The organism is Nocardia sp. alder85J (assembly GCF_020176955.2).
Taxonomy (GTDB): Bacteria; Actinomycetota; Actinomycetes; order Mycobacteriales; family Mycobacteriaceae; genus Nocardia.
In genome coordinates, this window is record NZ_JAIUCZ020000005.1 from 97,888 (window position 1) to 116,868 (window position 18,981).

The 18,981-nt window shown below is 68.0% G+C and carries 19 protein-coding genes; 7 read left to right on the plus strand and 12 right to left on the minus strand.

The genetic code is table 11. The features are described 5' to 3' along the window. Positions 1-3 precede the first annotated feature (3 nt). Complete coding sequence (locus LBW94_RS20160) at positions 4-1,449, minus strand: ABC1 kinase family protein (protein WP_225059173.1); 1,446 nt, start codon at positions 1,447-1,449, stop codon at positions 4-6. A 187-nt stretch (positions 1,450-1,636) separates the two neighbouring features. Between LBW94_RS20160 and LBW94_RS20165 the strand changes: the two genes are divergently transcribed. Then, positions 1,637-2,869, plus strand: coding sequence for a glycosyltransferase family 4 protein (locus LBW94_RS20165; protein WP_266271647.1), 1,233 nt, complete (start codon positions 1,637-1,639; stop codon positions 2,867-2,869). Between the two features lie 37 nt (positions 2,870-2,906). On the opposite strand, the gene LBW94_RS20170 is transcribed toward LBW94_RS20165, so the two are convergent. From LBW94_RS20170 to LBW94_RS20220, 11 genes are all read right to left on the minus strand, one after another. Further along, positions 2,907-4,058 carry an acyl-CoA dehydrogenase family protein gene (locus LBW94_RS20170; RefSeq protein ID WP_225059171.1) on the minus strand — a complete coding sequence of 384 codons (1,152 nt, stop codon included), beginning with the start codon at positions 4,056-4,058 and terminating at the stop codon, positions 2,907-2,909. A gap of 11 nt (positions 4,059-4,069) precedes the next feature. Then, complete coding sequence (locus tag LBW94_RS20175) at positions 4,070-5,215, minus strand: thiolase family protein (RefSeq protein WP_225059170.1); 1,146 nt, start codon at positions 5,213-5,215, stop codon at positions 4,070-4,072. Between the two features lie 184 nt (positions 5,216-5,399). Next, complete coding sequence (locus tag LBW94_RS20180; RefSeq protein WP_225059169.1) at positions 5,400-6,200, minus strand: enoyl-CoA hydratase/isomerase family protein; 801 nt, start codon at positions 6,198-6,200, stop codon at positions 5,400-5,402. Next, positions 6,197-7,420, minus strand: a complete 1,224-nt coding sequence (locus LBW94_RS20185; protein ID WP_225059168.1) for a CaiB/BaiF CoA transferase family protein — start codon at positions 7,418-7,420, stop codon at positions 6,197-6,199. Before LBW94_RS20185 ends, LBW94_RS20180 begins: the two co-directional genes overlap by 4 nt. A gap of 99 nt (positions 7,421-7,519) precedes the next feature. Beyond that, the gene (locus tag LBW94_RS20190) at positions 7,520-8,686 is read right to left on the minus strand and encodes an acyl-CoA dehydrogenase family protein (RefSeq protein ID WP_225059167.1); all 1,167 of its coding nucleotides are present in this window, start codon (positions 8,684-8,686) and stop codon (positions 7,520-7,522) included. Between the two features lie 154 nt (positions 8,687-8,840). Continuing rightward, complete coding sequence (locus LBW94_RS20195) at positions 8,841-9,155, minus strand: hypothetical protein (protein WP_225059166.1); 315 nt, start codon at positions 9,153-9,155, stop codon at positions 8,841-8,843. Then, a complete protein-coding gene (locus tag LBW94_RS20200) occupies positions 9,127-9,498 on the minus strand; it encodes a hypothetical protein (protein WP_225059165.1) in 372 nt (123 codons plus the stop codon). Before LBW94_RS20200 ends, LBW94_RS20195 begins: the two co-directional genes overlap by 29 nt. Then, positions 9,495-10,262, minus strand: coding sequence for an ABC transporter ATP-binding protein (locus tag LBW94_RS20205; protein WP_225059164.1), 768 nt, complete (start codon positions 10,260-10,262; stop codon positions 9,495-9,497). The genes LBW94_RS20200 and LBW94_RS20205 overlap by 4 nt, the downstream gene beginning before the upstream one ends. Next, entirely contained in the window at positions 10,259-10,972 is a 714-nt protein-coding gene (locus LBW94_RS20210) for an ABC transporter ATP-binding protein (RefSeq protein WP_225059163.1), read from the minus strand. Before LBW94_RS20210 ends, LBW94_RS20205 begins: the two co-directional genes overlap by 4 nt. Then, entirely contained in the window at positions 10,950-13,073 is a 2,124-nt protein-coding gene (locus LBW94_RS20215; RefSeq protein WP_225059162.1) for an ABC transporter permease subunit, read from the minus strand. Before LBW94_RS20215 ends, LBW94_RS20210 begins: the two co-directional genes overlap by 23 nt. Then, a complete protein-coding gene (locus tag LBW94_RS20220; protein ID WP_225059254.1) occupies positions 13,074-14,459 on the minus strand; it encodes an ABC transporter substrate-binding protein in 1,386 nt (461 codons plus the stop codon). Positions 14,460-14,591: 132 nt separating this feature from the next. On the opposite strand from LBW94_RS20220, the gene LBW94_RS20225 reads away from it, so the two are divergent. From LBW94_RS20225 to LBW94_RS20250, 6 genes are all read left to right on the plus strand, one after another. Continuing rightward, positions 14,592-15,056, plus strand: coding sequence for a pyridoxamine 5'-phosphate oxidase family protein (locus tag LBW94_RS20225; RefSeq protein WP_225059161.1), 465 nt, complete (start codon positions 14,592-14,594; stop codon positions 15,054-15,056). Between the two features lie 100 nt (positions 15,057-15,156). Beyond that, complete coding sequence (locus tag LBW94_RS20230) at positions 15,157-15,681, plus strand: carboxymuconolactone decarboxylase family protein (protein ID WP_225059160.1); 525 nt, start codon at positions 15,157-15,159, stop codon at positions 15,679-15,681. 16 nt (positions 15,682-15,697) lie between these two features. After that, positions 15,698-16,975 carry an aromatic ring-hydroxylating oxygenase subunit alpha gene (locus LBW94_RS20235; protein ID WP_225059159.1) on the plus strand — a complete coding sequence of 426 codons (1,278 nt, stop codon included), beginning with the start codon at positions 15,698-15,700 and terminating at the stop codon, positions 16,973-16,975. A gap of 2 nt (positions 16,976-16,977) precedes the next feature. Continuing rightward, a complete protein-coding gene (locus tag LBW94_RS20240; protein WP_225059158.1) occupies positions 16,978-17,319 on the plus strand; it encodes a hypothetical protein in 342 nt (113 codons plus the stop codon). Between the two features lie 3 nt (positions 17,320-17,322). Further along, positions 17,323-18,540 (plus strand): metal-dependent hydrolase family protein, encoded by a 1,218-nt coding sequence (locus LBW94_RS20245; protein ID WP_225059157.1) that lies wholly within the window; start codon positions 17,323-17,325, stop codon positions 18,538-18,540. Next, on the plus strand, positions 18,527-18,943 hold the full coding sequence (locus LBW94_RS20250) for a nuclear transport factor 2 family protein (RefSeq protein ID WP_225059156.1): 417 nt from the start codon (positions 18,527-18,529) through the stop codon (positions 18,941-18,943). Before LBW94_RS20245 ends, LBW94_RS20250 begins: the two co-directional genes overlap by 14 nt. Positions 18,944-18,981: the final 38 nt, after the last annotated feature.

The window sequence follows — 18,981 nt, forward strand, 5'->3', positions numbered from 1 at the left end:
ATTTCACCCCTCCACCAAGTCGGCATGCTCGGCCGCCGCCCGCGGCCGCTGTTCGTGCCGGTGCACCGCCTGTGCCAGATCCGGCCACCAGGACAGGAATTCACCACGGATCGGACCGGTCGCACCCAGCCGGCACATCGTGCCCATCGCCGTGAGCACCGCCCGGGCCACCACGGTCAGGTCCGGCGGTAATGTCATCTGCCGGAACACGTTCGAGACCCGCACGGCGGTGATCGCGTCCACCTGCTCGCGCAGCCAGTGCGGCGACAGCCGGAATTCGTCGTACCCCAGCACCTCCAGGAACGGCGCAGCGACCGCCGCCAAGCCGTCGGCATCGAAATCGGCTGCCGGAGCGAGGAATCCGTGCCTCAGCAATACCGTCTCCAGATCTGCGGGCGGCTCGTTCAGCAGTGCGTCGGCGATGTCACCGAGCAGTTGCGCGAATCCGGGCGGAAAGGCCCCGCACGCACCGAAATCGACCACACCCAGCCGCCCGTCCGGCAGGACCAGCAGGTTCCCGGGATGAATATCGCTGTACAGCAAGCCGGTTCGGCGATGCGCGGCCGTGACGAACCGCAGCACCAGGAAGCCGACCCGGCCGTACTCGCCCGGATCCACGGTGGCCTGCCACCGGGTGATCGGGGTGCCGTCCACCCAGTCCCCGACGATCACGTCGTCGGTGCAGGTCAGCACCGCGGGCACCACGAAATCCGGATCGCCCGCGAACGCCGTGGCGCAGGCCTGCTGATTGGCGGCCTCCTGACGATAGTCCAGTTCCTCACGCACACAAGTAGATACGGTCTCGATCACGGCCGCGACATCGGCGCCGGGCAGTACCGCCGAGAGTACGCCGGACAGGCTGCGCAGCCGCTGGAGATCCGCGTGCACCGCCGCCCGGATCCCCGGGTACATGATCTTCACCGCGACCGGGCGGCCGTCGTGCCAGACCGCCCGGTGCACCTGACCCAGCGAGGCCGCGGCCGCGGGCCGATCCTCGAAGTCCCGGAAGCTGTCGCGCCAGTCCGGCCCCAGGTTCGCGGCCAGCACCTGATGCACCAGGCCTGGCAGCATCGGCGGCACCGAATCCTGCAACCGGGCCAGCATCGCGGCGCCCAGTTCCGCGAACTCCGCGCCGACGATCGAACCCCACCCGAACGGCAGTGCCGTGCAATAGATTCCGGCCAGCTGGCCGACCTTGGCGGCGCACCCCTTCAACTCCCCCAGCACCGCCACCAGATGCTCGGCCGTGCGCAACCGGATGTCCCGGCCGATCTCCTCCCGCGACCGCCCGGCCAGCCGGCGACCGACCCCGGCCAGCCGCCGGGCGGAATAGGCGACCGGCACGGAGGCCACCTTCACATCCCGGACCAGCCTCGAGGTCGGCGGCCGCCCGCTGCGACGCAGCGGGATGACCCGCCCGCCTGCCCGTGCACTCTTGTCGTCCGCCATCGCCCCGCCGCTGTCGTCTCACCTGTTGCCAGTGGAATGCAGTGTTGCACATACGACGCCGCGAGAAGCCGGTTCGGATCGTCACCTGCGACGAACGGGACGCGGGACCCGGACCGGGGACGACGTTTGTGCCTCACCGGCCCCGCTCCGCAGTGTCAACATCGAAGATCTACACTGTAGGCATACAGTGATAACCCACCTCTATTCCGGGCAGGCCCATCCGATCACCGAATCACCACCGCTGGACCCGATCGTCGCGACAAAAGTAAGGCTGCAGAACTTGATATCGTTCATCTGGTCTCCGGGGAATCCGCTGCCCGCAGGCACCGGCGGCTCGGAAAACTACACCGTCGGACACGTCCGGGAACTGAATCGGCGCGGTGAACCCGCACAGGTGGTCACAGTCGGCCTCGGGATCGAGGATGGCAGGCACGAGTTCCCCGATGTCCCGTTCCGCGCGCTGTCGGCGCTCACCGAAGTCGCCGAGCTGGACGGCACCGTCGTTTTCGTCAACGAACCGCATGATGTCGCGACGAGGCAACCGGCCTTTCTCATCCTGCACAACCCGCCGCCCATCCGGGAACGGCACCGAGCGTTCGCAGTCGACGGAACCAGGGATCGGGCGCTGATAGTCACCAGCCGGTACGCCGCGCAGCTGTGGTCGGCCTATCTGGACGTCGACATCTCCACCATCAGTGTCGTCTACCCGTTCGCCGAGCCATGTTTCGCGACGCAGGTGCGGGAGACCAACGACACCGGCAGGACCCGCGTGTTGTTCGCGGGCAGGCTGAGCCCGGAGAAGGGCGTCTACACGCTGTTGGAGACCCTGCACATCGACATCATCGAGCAGGATCCGGAACTCACGTTCACGGCTACCACGGCAGGCGTGGACAAGCCGCAGGGAAAGATCATCGAACGATTGCTGGCCGAGCATCCGGCGATCTCGGTCGTCCCGACACGGAAGACCGCGGAGAGCATGGCGGGCCTGATGACCGCGCACGATATCGTGGTGATGCCTTCCAACAGCCAATACTGGCACGAAACCTTCGGCATCGTCTCGATCGAGGCCCAGCATTCGGGTTGCCGGGTGGTCGCCTCCGACGACGGCGGGCTGCCGGAAACAGACTGCGGCGGAGTGGTTCTCATTGCACCGGACAATGCCGAGGCACTGGCCTGGGGTATCCGTGCGGCGATCGACAGCGGTCCCCTGCCCGACGCGTTCCGGCGTGCCGCCGGGCTGGAATTCACCGTCGGACAGTCGGTGGACACGCTGCTGAGCGTGTTCACCCGGCCGTTGCCCGTATCTCCGCGAGCCATCGTGCGGCAACTCGAGGAACTGATCCTGGCGCCGTCGACCGTGGAATCGGATTCGTGCCTGCGGCTGCAGGGTGTCGGCGGAAGCCCTGATTCGAGGCCGTGACCGGAGGCTGTTTCCCGAAGCGGGAAACAGCCTCTCGTCAGCGCAGGCCGAGATCCTTGGCGATGATGGTCTTCATCACCTCGCTGGTCCCGGCGTAGATGCGGGCCACCCGGGCGTCGGTGTAGAGGCGGGCGATGGGGTATTCCATCATGTAGCCGTAGCCGCCGAACAGTTGCAGGCAGCGGTCGACCACCCGGGCCTGCACCTCGGTGCAGAACAGTTTGGTGCGCGCCGCGTCGGGGGCCGACAGCCGGTTCTCCACCAGTTCCAGCACCGCGCGATCCAGCATCGCCTGCGCCGCTTCGACTTCCGCGGACATGGCGGCCAGTTCGAACTTCGTGTTCTGGAACCCGGCGACGGCTTGGCCGAACACCTTGCGTTCCTTGACGTAATCGATGGTCGCGGCGATGGCGGCGTGCGCCTGCGCGACCGAACCCGTTGCCACGGTGATGCGTTCCTGGGCCAGATTGTGGCCGAGGTAGGAGAAGGCGGCGCCCTCCTCGCCGAGGCGGTTGGTGACCGGGACCCGGACGTTGTCGAAGTGCAGTTCGACGGTGTCCTGGACCTTGCAGCCCATCTTGTCGAGGATGCGGCCCTTGGTGAAACCGGGGCGGCCGCTCTCGACCACGATCAGGGTGAGGCCCGCGCGGCGGTTGTCCGGATCGGTGGAGGTGCGGGCGGCGACGATCACCAGATCGGCGAGCAGACCACCGGTGATGAAGGTCTTACCGCCGTTGATGACGTACTCGTCGCCGTCGCGGACCGCGGTGGTGCGCATCCCGGCCAGATCCGAGCCGGTGCCCGGTTCGGTCATGCCGATCGCGGTGAGCAGGGTGCCGTCGGCCAGGCCGGGGAACCAGCGGTCGCGCTGTTCGGCATTCGCGTATTCCAGGAAATACGGCAGGATGACGTCGATCTGGGTGCGGACGGTGCTCAGCGTGACCTGAGCGCGGTACGCCTCCTCCTGCAACACCATGTTGTAGCGGTAGTCCCGGTCACCGGCGCCGCCGTACTGCTCGGGGATGGCGGTGCCGAGCAGGCCCAGCGCGCCGAGCTTCTCGAACACCTCACGGGGCATCCGGCCGGCCTTCTCCCACTCCGGATAGTGCGGGACGACCTCCTTCTCGATGAACTCCCGCGCCAGTTGGCGGAAGGCGTCGTGGTCTTCGGTGAAAATATCGCGGCGCACGAAAATACCTCCTAGGCAACGAGTTCGACGATGGTGGCGTTGGCGGTGCCGCCGCCCTCGCACATGGTCTGCAAGCCGTAGCGAATGTCGTTGTCCCGCAGGTGGTTGATCAGGCGGGTCATCAGCACCGCACCCGAGCCGCCGAGCGGGTGGCCCAGGGCGATGGCGCCGCCGAGCGGGTTGGTGCGCGCCGGATCGGCGCCGGTCTCGGCCAGCCAGGCCAGCGGCACCGGCGCGAACGCCTCGTTCACCTCGAAGGCGCCGATCTCGTCGATGGACAGGCCGGTCTTGCGCAGCACCTTCTCGGTCGCGGGGATCGGGCCGGTGAGCATCATGACCGGGTCGGAACCGGCCACCGCGCCGCCGCGGTAGCGGACGATCGGGGCCAGGCCCAGGGTCTGGGCGAGTTCCGGGGTGGTGACCAGCAGGGCGGCCGCGCCGTCGGAGATCTGCGAGGAGTTGCCCGCGTGCAGGACGCCGTCCTCGCGGAAGGAGGGCTTCAGGTTGGCGAGCTTCTCGGCGGTGGTGCCGCGGCGGATGCCCTCGTCGGCGGTGATCACGCCGGATTCGGTGGGTACCGGGACGATCTGGGCTTCGAAGGCGCCCGCGTCCTGGGCGGCGGCGGCCAGTTCGTGTGAGCGCACCGAGTATTCGTCGACTGCCGCGCGGTCGAAGCCCCACTTCTGCGCGATCAGCTCCGCGCCGATGCCCTGGTTGAATTCGACAGTGTTGTAGCGGGCCAACGCTTTCGGGCCGTAGGGCATGCCGGTGCCCCGGGCCGCGCCCAGCGGCACCCGGCTCATCGACTCGACACCGCCGGCGACCACCACGTCCTGCTGGCCGGACATCACCGCCTGCACCGCGAAATCCAGCGCCTGCTGGCTGGATCCGCAGGCGCGGTTGACCGTGGTGGCGGGCACGCTCTCCGGCCAGCCCGCGGCCAGCACCGAGTAGCGGCCGATATTGCTGGACTGGTCACCGACACCCGAGACACAGCCCCAGATCACGTCGTCCACGATCACCGGATCGATCCCGGTCCGCTCGACCAGCGCGTTCAGCACGATCGCGGACAGATCCGCCGGATGCACCGAGGACAGGCCGCCGTTGCGCTTGCCGACGGGGGTGCGCACGGCCTCGACTATCACTACTTCCCGCATGTACTTCCCTCACTCTGCCGTGTGTTTCGCCGGATCGCCCTCGCGACCGGAACTGTCTGTACCGCCGCGGTGCCCCACTCGCGGCCCGCCGCGGTGCTCCACTCGCGGCCCGCCGCGGTGCCCCACTCGCGGCCCGCCGCGGTGCCCCACTCGCGGCCCGCCGCGGTGCACCGGCTGCCCGGGTTCACTTGTTCACCGAAGGCCGCGGGGCGGCCCAGCGGCCCGTGTAGGTCGGCGTGCGCTTCGCGGCGAATGCCGCGTACGCCTCGGTCGCGTCGGCGGTGCCGAAATTCATGGCCTGCGCACGCTGTTCGCCGGCCAGCGCCTCGCGCAGGGTGCGGTCGCCGCCCTCGTTGAGCAGGGCCTTGGTCTGCGCCAGCGCGATCGGCGGACCGGCGGCCAGCCGGTCGGTGAGATCGTCGACGAAGCCGTCGATCTCGGGCTGCGGCACCACCCAGGTCACCAGGTTCAGCGCGTGCGCCTCGGCGGCGTCGATCGTCTCCGCCAGCAGCGCAAGGCGTTTCGCCTGTTGCAGGCCGATCAGCTTGGGCAGCAGCCAGGAGCCGCCGAAATCCAGCGACAGGCCGCGCTTGGCGAAGATCTGGGAGAAGCTGGATTCCGGGGTCGCGACGACCAGATCGCAGCCGAGCGCCAGATTCCAGCCCGCACCGACGGCCACCCCGGTCACCTTCGCGACGGTCGGCAGTGGCAGCTCGTGCAGCAGCAGCGCCACCTCGTTCATCAAGCGCACCTTGTACATCGGGTGCGTGTCGTCCCCGGCGGCCAGATCCGAGCCGGAGCAGAACGCGCCCCCGGCGCCGGTGACCACCAGCGCGCGGATCGACGGATCGGTGCCGGTCTCGGTGAGCGTGTCGCGCAACGTCAGCCACAGCGGCCGGTCGATCGCGTTCTTGCGGGCCGGTCGGTTCAGCGTCAGCGTCCGCACGCCGTCGCGATCGGTGATCAGCAGGGCCGACCCGGTCACGCCCGGTACTCCCGCCCGATCGCGCCCTGCTCCCGCAGGTCGGCCACTTGTGCCGCGTCCAGGCCGAATTCGGCGAGAACGGCATCGGTGTGCTCGCCCAGCCCGGGGACCGCGCCCATCGGCGGGGTGTAGCCCGCGATGACCGGCGGGGGCAGCAGGGACGGGATCGCGCCGCCGGGGCTGTCGATCTCGTGCCAGCGGTCGCGCTCGGACAACTGCGGGTGCGCGATCACCTCGGCGGGGGTGTTGTAGCGGGAGTTGCCGATGCCCGCGTCGTCGGCGGTCTTCTGGATGTGCGCGAGATCGTGCCGCGCGCACCAGGATCCGATCTCGGCGTCGAGCGCCTCACGGTGCCGGCAACGGTCGGGGTTGGTCCGGAAGCGCTCGTCGTCGGCGAGGTCGGGGCGGCCCAGGATCTCGCGGGCCAGCCGCTGCCATTCCCGGTCGTTGGTGGTGCCGAGCACCACCGTCTGCCCGTCGGCGGTGGGGTACGCGCCGTAGGGGGCCACGGCCGGGGAGCTCATGCCCAGCGGCTGCTGCTCGATACCGGAGTGCCGGGTGTAGGTGAGGTGGTACCCCATCATGTCGGCCATGGTGTCGAACAGGCTCAGCGAGACCTGCGCGCCGCCGGGGCGGCCGCGCTCACGGGCGGTCAGCAGCGCCAGGATCGACAGCGCCGCATGCAGACCCGTGGTGACGTCGGCCATCGGCGGCCCCGGTTTGGCGGGCTCGCCCGGGAAACCGGTCACCGAGCACACGCCGGATTCGGCCTGCACCAGCAGGTCGTAGGCGCGCTTGTGCGACAGCGGGCCGCCGGCGCCGAAACCGTCGATCTCGACGGCGATCAGATCGGGATGACTGTCCGCCAGCTGGTGCGCGGCCACGCCGAGCCGGGCCGTCGCACCGGGCGCCAGATTCGACACCAGCACGTCGGCCCGGTCCAGCAGCTTGTGCAGGAGTTGCACGCCCGCAGGCGATTTCAGGTCGAGGGTGACCGACTCCTTGCCGCGGTTGCACCACACGAAGTGCGCGGCCTGCCCGGCGACGACGTCGTCGTACCAGCGGGCGAAGTCACCACCGGACGGGTTCTCCACCTTGATCACCCGGGCGCCGAAATCGCCCAGCACCCGGGTGCACATCGGCGCGGAGACCGCCTGTTCCAGCGCCACCACGGTGATACCCGCCAGCAGCCCGCCGCCCTGCGGCGACGCGGCGGTCATCGTGGCACCCGACCGGCGCGAGAGTCGTTGCGGCCCATACCTGTACTCCTGCTTCCTCGTGGCTCATCCGGGCGGCGGCGGCGCGCCGCCCGGCCGGGTTCAGTAACTGCGGGGCATCCCCAGTACGTGCGAACCCAGATAGTTCAGGATCATCTCCTGGCTGACCGGCGCGATCTTCATCACCCGGACCTCCCGGAAATACCGGGCCACGTTGTACTCCTCGGCATAACCCATACCGCCGTGGGTTTGCAGCGCCCGGTCGGCGGCGGTGAATCCGGCATCCGCGCACAGATATTTCGCCGTATTCGCCTCACGGCCACTGGGCTTTCCGTTATCGTAGAGCCATGTCGCCTTCCGCAGAATCAGCTCGGCCGCGTCCAATCGCGCCAGCGAATCCGCCAGGGGGAATTGGATAGCCTGATTCATGCCGATCGGACGGTCGAAGACGACGCGTTCGTTCGCGTAACGCACGGCGCGATCCAGCGCCACCCGGCCGATGCCGAGCGCTTCCGCGGCGATCATCATCCGTTCCGGATTGAGGCCGTCGAGAATGTATTTGAAGCCCTTGCCCTCCTCGCCGACGCGGTCCTCGACCGGGATGCGCAACCCGTCGATGAACAGCTCGTTCGAGGTGACGGCGTTGCGGCCCATCTTCTTGATCGGGCGGATGTCGACCTTGTCGCGATCCAGATCGGTGAGGAACAGGGTCATGCCGTCGGTCTTCTTCTCGACCGAGTCGTAGCTCTGGGTGCGGGTCAGCAGCAGGATCTTCTCCGACTCCTGCGCCTTGGAGATCCACACCTTGCGGCCGTTGACCACGTACTCGTCGCCTTCGCGGCGGGCGAAGGTGCTGATCCGCGAGGTGTCCAGGCCCGCACCGGGTTCGGTGACGCCGAAGCAGACGTGCAGGTCACCGGCGGCCACCCGCGGCAGCACCCGCCGCTTGAGCTCCTCGGAACCGTGCACCACCACCGGATGCAGGCCGAAGATCGACAGGTGGATCGCCGTCGCGGCGTTCATGCCGCCGCCGGAGCGCGCCACCTCCTCGGCCAGGATCGTCGCCTCCGTGATGCCCAGCCCGTGCCCGCCGTATTCCTCCGGAATGGCGATGCCCAGCCAGCCGCCCTTGGCCATCGCCTCGTAGAATTCGGTCGGGAACTCGTGCGCGAGGTCCTTTTCCATCCAGTACTGGTCGTCGAACCGCTTGCACAATTCGGCGACGGATTTCCGGATGAGCTGCTGATCCTCACTCAGCTCGAAATTCATGCCTTCGGCCACATTCACCAACCTCTGTATTCGCGGCCGCCCTCGCGGCGGTCACTGTCGTCGGGCCGATCGCCGGTGCGGGCGCGGTCCCGGACGCCCGCACCGGCGATCTGCATGCACCGCACCCGCGGTGGTACCCGTGTCGCCCCGTCCGTCAGTCGGACGCGGGCAACGCCTTCGCGGCCTTCAGCGTCAACGCCACTCCGCCGAGGGCGAGTTCGCCGGTGCCGGAGTTGGTGCACAGCAACTCGACGGTCTCGTCGGCGTCGACGTACCGCTTGCCGACCAGCGTGACCGCCTCGGCCGCACCGACCTTGGCGGGCGCGGGCTTTCCGGCCGCGGACTCCATCGGCGCTCCGCCGCAACTGATGTCGAGCGCGGCGCCGGCGGGCGCGCGCACGACCACCACGCGGGTGGTGCACACTGTGCTCGCCAGTTGCTCACCGGGACGCAGTGAAACTGCCGTCATTGTCAACCTCCTTGTGGTTGAGATGATCCGCGAACATCGCGAGATCGAAGGACTGCCGTGCCAGCCAGAAGCGCAGGAATCCGGTCAGGGAATAGCGCAGGAACAGCGCCGCTCCCACCACGGCCAGCACGATCGCGCCGCCGACCAGGGTGATGGCGTCGCGCTGCACCAGCGGATCGCGGGTGCTGTGCGACATGAGGTAGGCGGCCACGGCCAGCACCGGGCCCAGCACCAGCAGGACGGTGCCCAGCCGCAGCCACAGCTGCGACCGGCCCGCGGCGGGGTCGGCGATCTTCAGCTCCGCGAGTTCACGGACGAAACGGTCCGCGCGTGCTTCGGTCATTTCGAGCTTCCTAGATAGAGGGCGGCGAGTTCGTGGCGCAGGCTGTCGGGGTGACCCTGCTTCTCGATGCGGCCGCGCACCAGCACGGCAGCGTGGTCGGCGATGTCGAGCACCGCGGCGGCGAACTGCTCCACGACCAGCACCGCGACGCCCTGGCGGGCGATCTCGGCGACCTGTTCGTAGAGCTGACCCACGATCAGCGGGGCCAGGCCCATGGACAGTTCGTCCAGCATGAGCACGGCCGGATCGGTGGCCAGCCCGCGCGCGAGCGCCAGCATCTGCTGCTCGCCGCCCGACATGGTGCCGGCGAGCTGGTGGGCGCGTTTGCCGAGGATCGGGAAGCGGGTGAACGCGATGTCCTCGATCTCGGCCTTGGAGCGACCGGTGAAGGTCATCATCAGCAGGTTGTCCCGGACGCTGAGGTTCGGGAACACCCCGCGGCCCTCGGGGATCAGGCACACGCCGGCGCGCGCGAGATCCTTCGGGTCGGCGCCGGTGATGTCCCGGCCGCCCAGCGACAGCCGGCCGCCGCTCACCGGATGGACGCCCGCGGCCACCTGCAAGGTGGTGGTCTTGCCCGCGCCGTTGGGGCCGAGCAACGCCACCACCTGCCCGGCGGCGACCGAGAGGTCGACGCCGTGCAGCACGGTGATCGCGTCGTAGGCGGCGCGTACCTCGTGCAGTTCCAGCAGCGCGGGTGCGGCCGGTGCCGTCACCACGGGCAACCGCTCGGTGGGGAATCCGTTGGTTTGGAACAGTGTCATGCGTCCCCCAGATAGGCCGACAGCACGGCTTGATCGCGGCGGATCACCTCGGGCGGGCCCGAGGCGATGATCTTGCCCAGATCCAGCACGAACACCTGATCGCAGACGTTCATCACCAGTCCCATGTCGTGTTCGACGAGCAGCACCGCGGCGCCGTCCTCGGCCAGTGACCGCAGCAGCGCCGCGAACTTCTCGGTCTCGGTGTGGTCCTGGCCCGCGGCGGGTTCGTCCAGCAGCACCAGCGACGGCCGCACGGCCATCGCCCGCGCCACCTCGACCAGCCGGCCGGTGCCCGTCGGCAGCGCGTCCGCCGACGAGTCCGCGACGTGATGCAGGCCGAGCTTGTCGATGATCTCGCCGACGGTGCGGTGCGCGTGCCGCCGATGCGGCCCGAGCTCCGCGGCGACCAGGAGGTTGTCGCGAACGCTCAAGCGCCCGAACAGTTCCAGTCGCTGGAAGGTGCGGGCCAGCCCGTGCCGGGCCCGGCGCGCGGGTCCCAGCCGGGTGACGTCGCGGCCGTCGATGGCGACCCGCCCCGCGGTGGGCCGGCGCAGGCCGGAGATCACGTCGAACAGGGTGCTCTTGCCGGCCCCGTTGGGACCGATCAGGCCGGTGACGTGGCCGCGTTCGGCACGCAGCCCGGCACTGTCGAGCGCCTTGTGACCACCGAAGGTGACGGTGACGTTCTCAACTTCGAGCAGTGACGGCACGGTCGAGCACCTCCTCGTCCTCGGCCCGCCACGGACGGCGGATACCCCACCATTCGACCGGAACCTCCGGCTCCGCTTCGGGTTTCGGCTGCCGCGCCCGCGTCCAGAGCCGGGCGGCCACGGCGACGATCACCGCGCCGAGGGTGAACAGCCAGCCGTTGATGATGTCGTTCAACCGCAGGACCCACAGCACGATCGGGCCGATGATCAGCAGCGGACCGGCGAACCGGTCCCGCAGCACCGGCACGAAACTCTGGCGCATGCCGGCCACCGCGCCCTCGCCGAGGGCGCCGCCGGCGAAGAAGGCGCCACCGGCCGAGGGCAGCACCTGTGCCAGGTTGGTCAGCGACGGCCACAGCACCGGGATCACGTTCAGCGGACCGGCGAAGGTGACGCCGGTGAAGAATCCGCTGCCCACCGCGCCCAGGCCGCCGATCACCACGATCAGGAAGATCGGCAGTCCCGCAACGAGATTGAACTGATCCGCGGTCACCGACCGCAGTTGCATCCCGTACAGCGCGCCGCCGAGCCCGGCGATGGCCGCCGACAGCGCGAACACCGCCACCTTCGCCAGCAGCAGATTACCGCCGAGGGTGGCGTAGGCGGATTCGCTGTCGCGCAACGCGATCAGCCGCCGGCCGAACCGGCTGCGCCGCAGCATCGCCACCGCGAAGGTGGCCAGTGCCAGGCAGATCGAGGCGAACACGGTGATCTGCGCGGTGCTGTCCAGATGCAGGCCGAACAGGTGCGGCCCGGCCAGTTCCACCGAGCCCTGATCGAACAGCGTGATCTTCAGCCCGAACAGGTGGAATTCCGGCAGCGTGAAGATCCAGCGGTCCAGCACGACGGCGAAAGCCGTTGTCGCCAAGGCCAGATACACCCCGGACAGCCGCAGCGCCGGAATCGCGATCAGCGCGCCCACGATGCCGGAGACCGCCATCGCCGCGAACACACCCCACCACTGCCCGTGCCCGGCGAGGTGTGCGTAGGCGATGGCGCCGATACCCGCGATACTCAACTGGCACAACGAGATCTGGCCGGCGAACCCGGCCAGTGGGATGTACGACAGCGCGATGATCGCGAAGGCGAACATCTGCCCGTAGGTGATCAGATTCGCTTCGCCGAGCATGGTGGCCAGCATGACGCCGACCAGCACGACGATCACGCCGAACACCGTAGAGCCGGTGATGGTCGGCAACGGCACCGGGCTGAGCTTCCGGTCCCGGCCGCGCAGGCGGCCGTGCGGGAACAGCAGCAACGCCAGGAACAGCAGCAGCGCGGGTGCGGCCAGCCGCAGTCCGGGCAGATACTCGTTCTGCGGCAGATAGCCGGCGAGGTAACTCTCCAGGCAGCCGACCACGATCGCACCGAGGAAGGTCATCGGCAGGTTGGACAACCGGCCGAAGATCGCCGCGGTGTAGGCGCTGACGATCAGCAGCGACAGTTGCGAGGCGTCCAGCGCGACCGTGGGCGCGATCAGGATGCCGCCGAGGGAGGCCAGCTCGATGCCGAGGATCCACGCGACCTTGTTGGCGCGCTGCGGATCGGCGCCGGTGAGTCCCACCAGCGCCCGGTCGTCCACGGTGGCGCGCATCTCCGCACCGGTTCTGGTGCGGTACAGCAGGATTCGCAGGCCGGCCGCGACCGCGACCGCGACCAGCATGGTGAGGGCCTGATGCCAGGTGATGGTGACCGGACCGAGGTGGATCGGACGCTCGCCGGCGAAGAACTTCGGCAGCGTCCGGGACACGTTCGGATTCCAGATCCAGCGGGCGACGATGATGAGCCCCGACAACAGGGCCACCGTCATCACTAATTTCTCCGCGTCACCCAATCCCTGGGTCGGCGCCAGTGCCCGGGCGAACAGCAACCCGAAAAGGGGTGCGAACACCACGAGCACCAGCACCACGGCCACCGGTACCGGCACGCCCCACCCGATGGTGAGCTGCCAGTACACGAATGCCGACATCATGCCCGCCGCCCCGTGCGCGAAATTGAACACGCCGGTCGTCGTGTAGGTGACCACCAGGCCACTACCGATGACCGCATAGATCGCCGCGGTACTGAGCCCGACGATCCCGAAGGCGAGGAACTTGTCCATTTATTTCAGATCGCTCAGACTCTTGCCGGCATCGGCCAGGGTCAACGGCTTGCCGCCGGGCGTCTTGTAGACGTACGGATCGACATTGCAGCGGTACGGCCCGTTGTCCGGCTTGAAGTCCGGGGTGGTCCAGCCCTGCGGGGTGGCCTGCTCGGCGTTGAAGCACTTCTGGATGAAGTTGGCGTCCGACAGGTTCGTCGGGGCCTCCAGACCGCCCGCGGTCCAGGCGGTTTCGCCCTTGCCGGCGTCGTACAGGCACTTGCGGGTCAGCGAGTCTCCACAGCTCGCGGCGGACTTGGCGAACAGCAGCCACTGGCCGAAGGCGCGCACCGCGGGGTAGGTCATGTCCTCGCCCGGTGCGTATTTGGCGAACAGATCCTTGAGCTGCTTCATCGCGGGCAGGTTCGACTCCAGCGGCGCGGTGCCGCTGATGTCCGCGTAGTTGTGCTGCGCGGCAAGCGAACTGCCCGCCAGCTGGATGAACTGGGAGTTGTACGCGTTGGAGTTGGTGTCGATCCAGTCCAGCTTGTAGTCCATGCCGGTGAGCACGTCCTCGAGCTTGGCCAGGCTGCGGAAGTCGCCCAGGAAGATCAGGCCCTTGACGCCCTTGCTCTTGATGGACTGCGCGTACGGGGTCCAGTCGGACACGCCGGCGGCCGGGTACAGGTCGTCGTAGACGATGGTGGCGCCCTGCGCGGGCAGCGCCTCCTCGTAGGCGGTGCCCATCACCTTGGTGACCGGGGAGTCACCGTTGATCAGGCCGATCGCCGCGGCCGAGGCCGGGTAGGCGTCCTTGAACAGCCACTGGTGGAAGCCGGTGTAGGGGTCGTACTTGCCGCCCGCGGTGACGCCGCCGCCGACCTGGAGGTCGGATCCGGCGTTGGCGATCTGGTCGACCTGCGCCGGGAAATCGGGCAGCAGGCACGACAGCCGGTCCTTGACGCCGAGCCCGTCGAGAGCGGCGCTGCCGCCGACGAGGGCGAAATCGTCACGGCAGGACTCCAGCATGCGCTGCCGGACCTCCATGAGCTTCGCGTCGCGCATGTTGTAGGTGATCTTGCGGCCGTTGATACCGCCGTTGTCGTTGCACCACGAGGTGAACACCTTGGCGGCGTCGACCAGCTCGGGATTCTTGGTGAATCCCATATCGGTGAACACACCGACCTTGATCTCTCCTGCGGTCACCCCCTGGGCGGGGGCGCTGGACGCCTTGCCGCTGTGGCAGACGCTCTCGAGGTCACCGAAGTCGGCCGACGCGGAGCTGCTGCTGTTGCCGCCGCCGCTGGCCGAACTCTCCTCACCACTGCTGCCACTACGGCTACAGCCCGCTGCCGCGAGCAATGCCACCGCCGTCAGCGCGACGAGTATGCGACTCGGTTTCACCAGTTTCCTCCTCGAAGGGGACCGTCTCCGGTCTCCACTGCCCTGTTTCGAGCAGCGCGAGCCATGGTGCTCTCGCTGTCAGAAAACTATCTTCTCAGAAATGGAGAATCAACATGTTGGCTTTCGGGAGATCAAATGACCGGACAGCGACGGGGCCAGGCCCTCGCGATGACCGCCGAGGAACGGGACGAGTTCCTCGGCGCGGCGCCGCTGGTGCGGATCGCCACCCTCGGACCCGGCGGCCACCCGCACACCAGCGCCCTGTGGTTCGTCTGGGACGGGACCGCGCTGTGGCTGAATTCGCTGGTCCGCAGCCAGCGCTGGACCGATCTCGGCCGGGATCCGCGACTGTCGGCGATCGTCGACGACGGTGGCACCGACTTCCTGGTGCTGCGCGGGGTGGAGCTGCGCGGCAGCGCCGAGATCGTCGGCGAGACGCCACGGACCGGCGAGCCGAATCCGCAGCTCGAGACGCCCGAGCAGTTGTTCGCGGCGAAGTACGCCCCCGGGCGCGGCTTCCAGTACGACGGCCGGCACGCCTGGCTGCGGCTGGTCCCGGACCGGGTCGTGAGCTGGGATTTCGGCAAGATGCGCCGCTGATATCCGGGCCCGCTGGGGTGCTCTGTTGACTAACACGCAGGACCATGGAAATCTAGAGATCAGTTTTTGAGAATGCGATTCTCACGAGAGGAGGACAAGGATGCGCCTGCCACCGCTGCCAGCCGAACGCTGGGACGACCGGACCCGCGACGCGTTCAAGGCCCTGCTGCCCCGAGCGCGCCGTAACCCCGAGGGCGCGGGGCCCGCGATGGCGCCCTTGGCGTGGCACCCGGACCTGACCGAGAAGTTCCTCGGCTTCAGCGTCCATCTGCTGTTCACGTCGACGCTGCCACCGCGGATCCGGGAGCTGGTGATCCTACGGGTCGCGCACCGGCGCGACTGCGCATACGAATGGATCCACCACAGCCAGTTCGGTACGGAGGCAGGCCTGTCCGCGGAGGACATCGCCGGTGTCGCCGACGGCAAGGCCGCCGACGCGTTCGAGCAACTGATCCTCGACTCCGTCGACGAACTCGACGAGAAGTCCACACTCTCCGACGAGACGTGGGCCGCGCTCAGCGAGCGGCTCGACGAAAAACAACGCATGGACCTGGTTTTCACGGTCGGCGGGTACATCACGCTGTCGATCGCCTTGAACACCTTCGGCGTATCCAGCGAACACTGAGAGGGAATCCCCTGTAATGGCACACTTCACCAAGCCGGCTACGGGTAGCTGGACCACGAACTACCCCGAATTGGGTACCGGGCCCGTCGATTTCACCGACTCGATCGATCCCGCCTTCTACGAGGACGAGAAGGCCGCGATCTTCCGCAAGTCGTGGCTCAACGTCGGCCGGGTCAACAAGCTCCCGCGGGTGGGCAGCTACTTCACCAAGGAACTGCCGTTCCTCAACACCTCGATCGTGATCGTCCGCGATTCCGAGAAGGAGGTGCGGGCGTTCTACAACATCTGCCGGCACCGCGGCAACAAGCTGGTGTGGAACGACTACCCCAACGAGGAAGTGCAGGGCGTCTGCCGCCAGTTCACCTGCAAGTACCACGCCTGGCGCTACAGCCTCGAGGGTGAGCTGACCTTCGTCCAGCAGGAGAAGGAGTTCTTCGACCTCGACAAGGGGCAGTACGGCCTCAAGGGCCTGCGCTGCGAGGTGTGGCAGGGCTTCATCTTCGTCAACCTCGACGACAACGCGAAGCCGCTCGAGGAGTACCTCGGCCCCTTCCTGAAGGGTGTGGAGGGCTACCCCTTCCACGAGATGACCGAGGTCTACAGCTACAAGGCCGAGATCGGCGCCAACTGGAAGCTGTTCATCGACGCGTTCGCCGAGTTCTACCACGCACCGGTGCTGCACCAGAAGCAGGCGGTCAAGGACGAGGCCGACAAGCTGATCGGCACCGGTTTCGAGGCGCTGCACTACGAGGTCGCCGCGCCGCACTCCATGGTGTCCTCCTGGGGCGGCATGGCCCCGCCGAAGGATCCCAGCATGGTCAAGCCGATCGAGCGGGAGCTGCGCTCGGGCCTGTTCGGCCCGTGGGACCGCCCCGACATCGACGGCCTGGACGAGCTGCCCGAGGGCCTCAACCCGGCCCGCCACCGGGCCTGGGGCATCGACGAGTTCGAGATCTTCCCGAACATGTCGCTGCTGTTCTGGGCGCCGGGCTGGTTCCTGACCTACCACTACTGGCCGACCTCGGTGAGCAGCCACACCTTCGAGGCCAGCCTGTACTTCGTGCCGGCCAAGAACGCGCGGCAGCGGCTGGGCCAGGAGCTCGCAGCGGTCACCTTCAAGGAGTACGCGTTGCAGGACGCCAACACCCTGGAGGCCACCCAGAAGATGCTCGAGACCCGGGCCATCAAGGAGTTCCCGCTCAACGACCAGGAAGTCCTGCTGCGCCACCTGCACACCCACGTCCAGAAGATCGTTGCCGACCATCGCGCCAACGGCAACGGAAAGGCGAACTGATCATGACGAACACCGAAATCAAAACCCTCCCTGCCGATTTCGCTGACCTCCAGCGGTTCGAGGAGTGGATCCTGGCCACCGAGCCGGAGCGCTACGCCAAGCGGCTGGCCTCCTCGATGGAGGAGATGCAGGACCTGTACGACACGGTGTTCCCGCGCTTGCAGCCCGCGCTGGACCACATCGAGACCTTCGACTGGAGCGATCTGCCCGACCCGCAGCGCTACCTGTTCCACCTGTTGCAGTCGCTGGTGATGGTGTCGTTCCCGGTGGAGGTGTGGAAGCAGGCGCGGGTGCCCGATTCCGGCGCCGCGTACCTCGATTGCATTCAGGAGCCGGTGGTTTGAATCATGCTGACACTGAAGGCGGCCGGCCTGCTCGACGTCGTCACCGGCGAAATCGTGCGGCCAGGCATTGTGCGTATCGAAGGTGAAACGATCGTCGGAGTCGGCGGAACAGCAGGGGAGGGCGACGAGGTTCTGGATCTCGGTGACCAGATACTGCTGCCCGGCCTGATGGACATGGAGGTCAACCTCCTGATGGGCGGCCGCGGCGAGACCGGCCTGTCCTCCAGTGTCACCGATGACCCGGCCCTGCGAATGCTGCGTGCGGTGGGCAATGCCCGCCGCACGCTGCGGGCCGGGTTCACCACCGTCCGCAACCTCGGCCTGTTCGTGAAGACCGGCGGGTATCTGCTGGACGTCGCGCTGGGCAAGGCGATCGACCAGGGCTGGATCGACGGGCCGCGCATCGTGCCCGCCGGCCACGCGATCACCCCGCTGGGCGGGCACCTGGATCCCACCATGTTCTCCGCATTCGCCCCCGACGTGCTGCACCTGACCCTGGAAGAGGGCATCGCCAACGGCGTGGACGAGGTGCGCAAGGCGGTGCGGTACCAGATCAAGTACGGCGCCGAGGTGATCAAGATCTGTGTCTCCGGCGGCGTCATGTCGCTGACCGGATCGCCCGGCGCGCAACACTATTCGGACGACGAGCTGCGCGCGATCACCGACGAGGCACACCGCCGCGGCATGAAGGTGGCCGCGCACACGCACGGCGCCGACGCGGTCCGCCACGCCATCGAATGCGGCGTCGACTGCATCGAGCACGGCTTCCTCATCGAGGACGACACCATCGACCTGATGGTGGAGCGCGGCACCTGGCTGGTGCCGACCACCGGGCTCACCGACTACATGGACATCTCCAAGGCCGACCCGAAGCTGAAAGCCAAAGCGGCGGAGATGTATCCGAAGGCGCGCAACTCGGTGCTGGCCGCCTACAAGGCCGGCGTGAAGATCGCCGTCGGCACCGACGCGCCGGCGATCCCGCACGGCAAGAACGCCGCCGAACTCGTCGCGCTCGTGGCGCGCGGCCTGGATCCGGCGGATGTGCTGCGGGCGGCCACCGTCAACGCGGCCGAGCTGATCGACGCCGAGGACCGCGGCCGCATCGCCGAGGGCCTGCTGGCCGACATCATCGCCGTGCCCGGCAATCCCCTCGACGACATCTCCGTGACCCAGAAGGTTGGGTTCGTCATGAAAGGCGGCAAGGTCTTTGTCCAGAACTGAAGATCTGCTGGAGATCCAGCAGCTGCTCGCCAAGTACGCGGTCACCATGACCAAGGGCGACGTACAGGGCGTGCTGGAGGTGTTCACCCCCGACGGCTCCTACAGCGCCTTCGGTGACACCTACACCCTCGACCTGTTCCCGGAACTGGTGGAGGCGGCGCCGAAAGGCCTGTTCCTCACCGGAACTCCGCTGCTCGAGATCGACGGCGACACCGCCACCGGCACCCAGACGCTGTGCTTCGTGGAGCACAGCGCGCACGACATGCGCATCGGGTACTACACCGACCAATTGGTGCGGACCGAGCAGGGCTGGCGGCTGAAGACCCGGAAGATGACGTTCATCCGGCGGAGCGGGGAGCACGACAGCGGCATCCCGCACGCCTTCGAACGCTCGAAGAGTTGAGCCTTGTCCCACCGGTTTCGCCCGGCGTGAAAGGACGC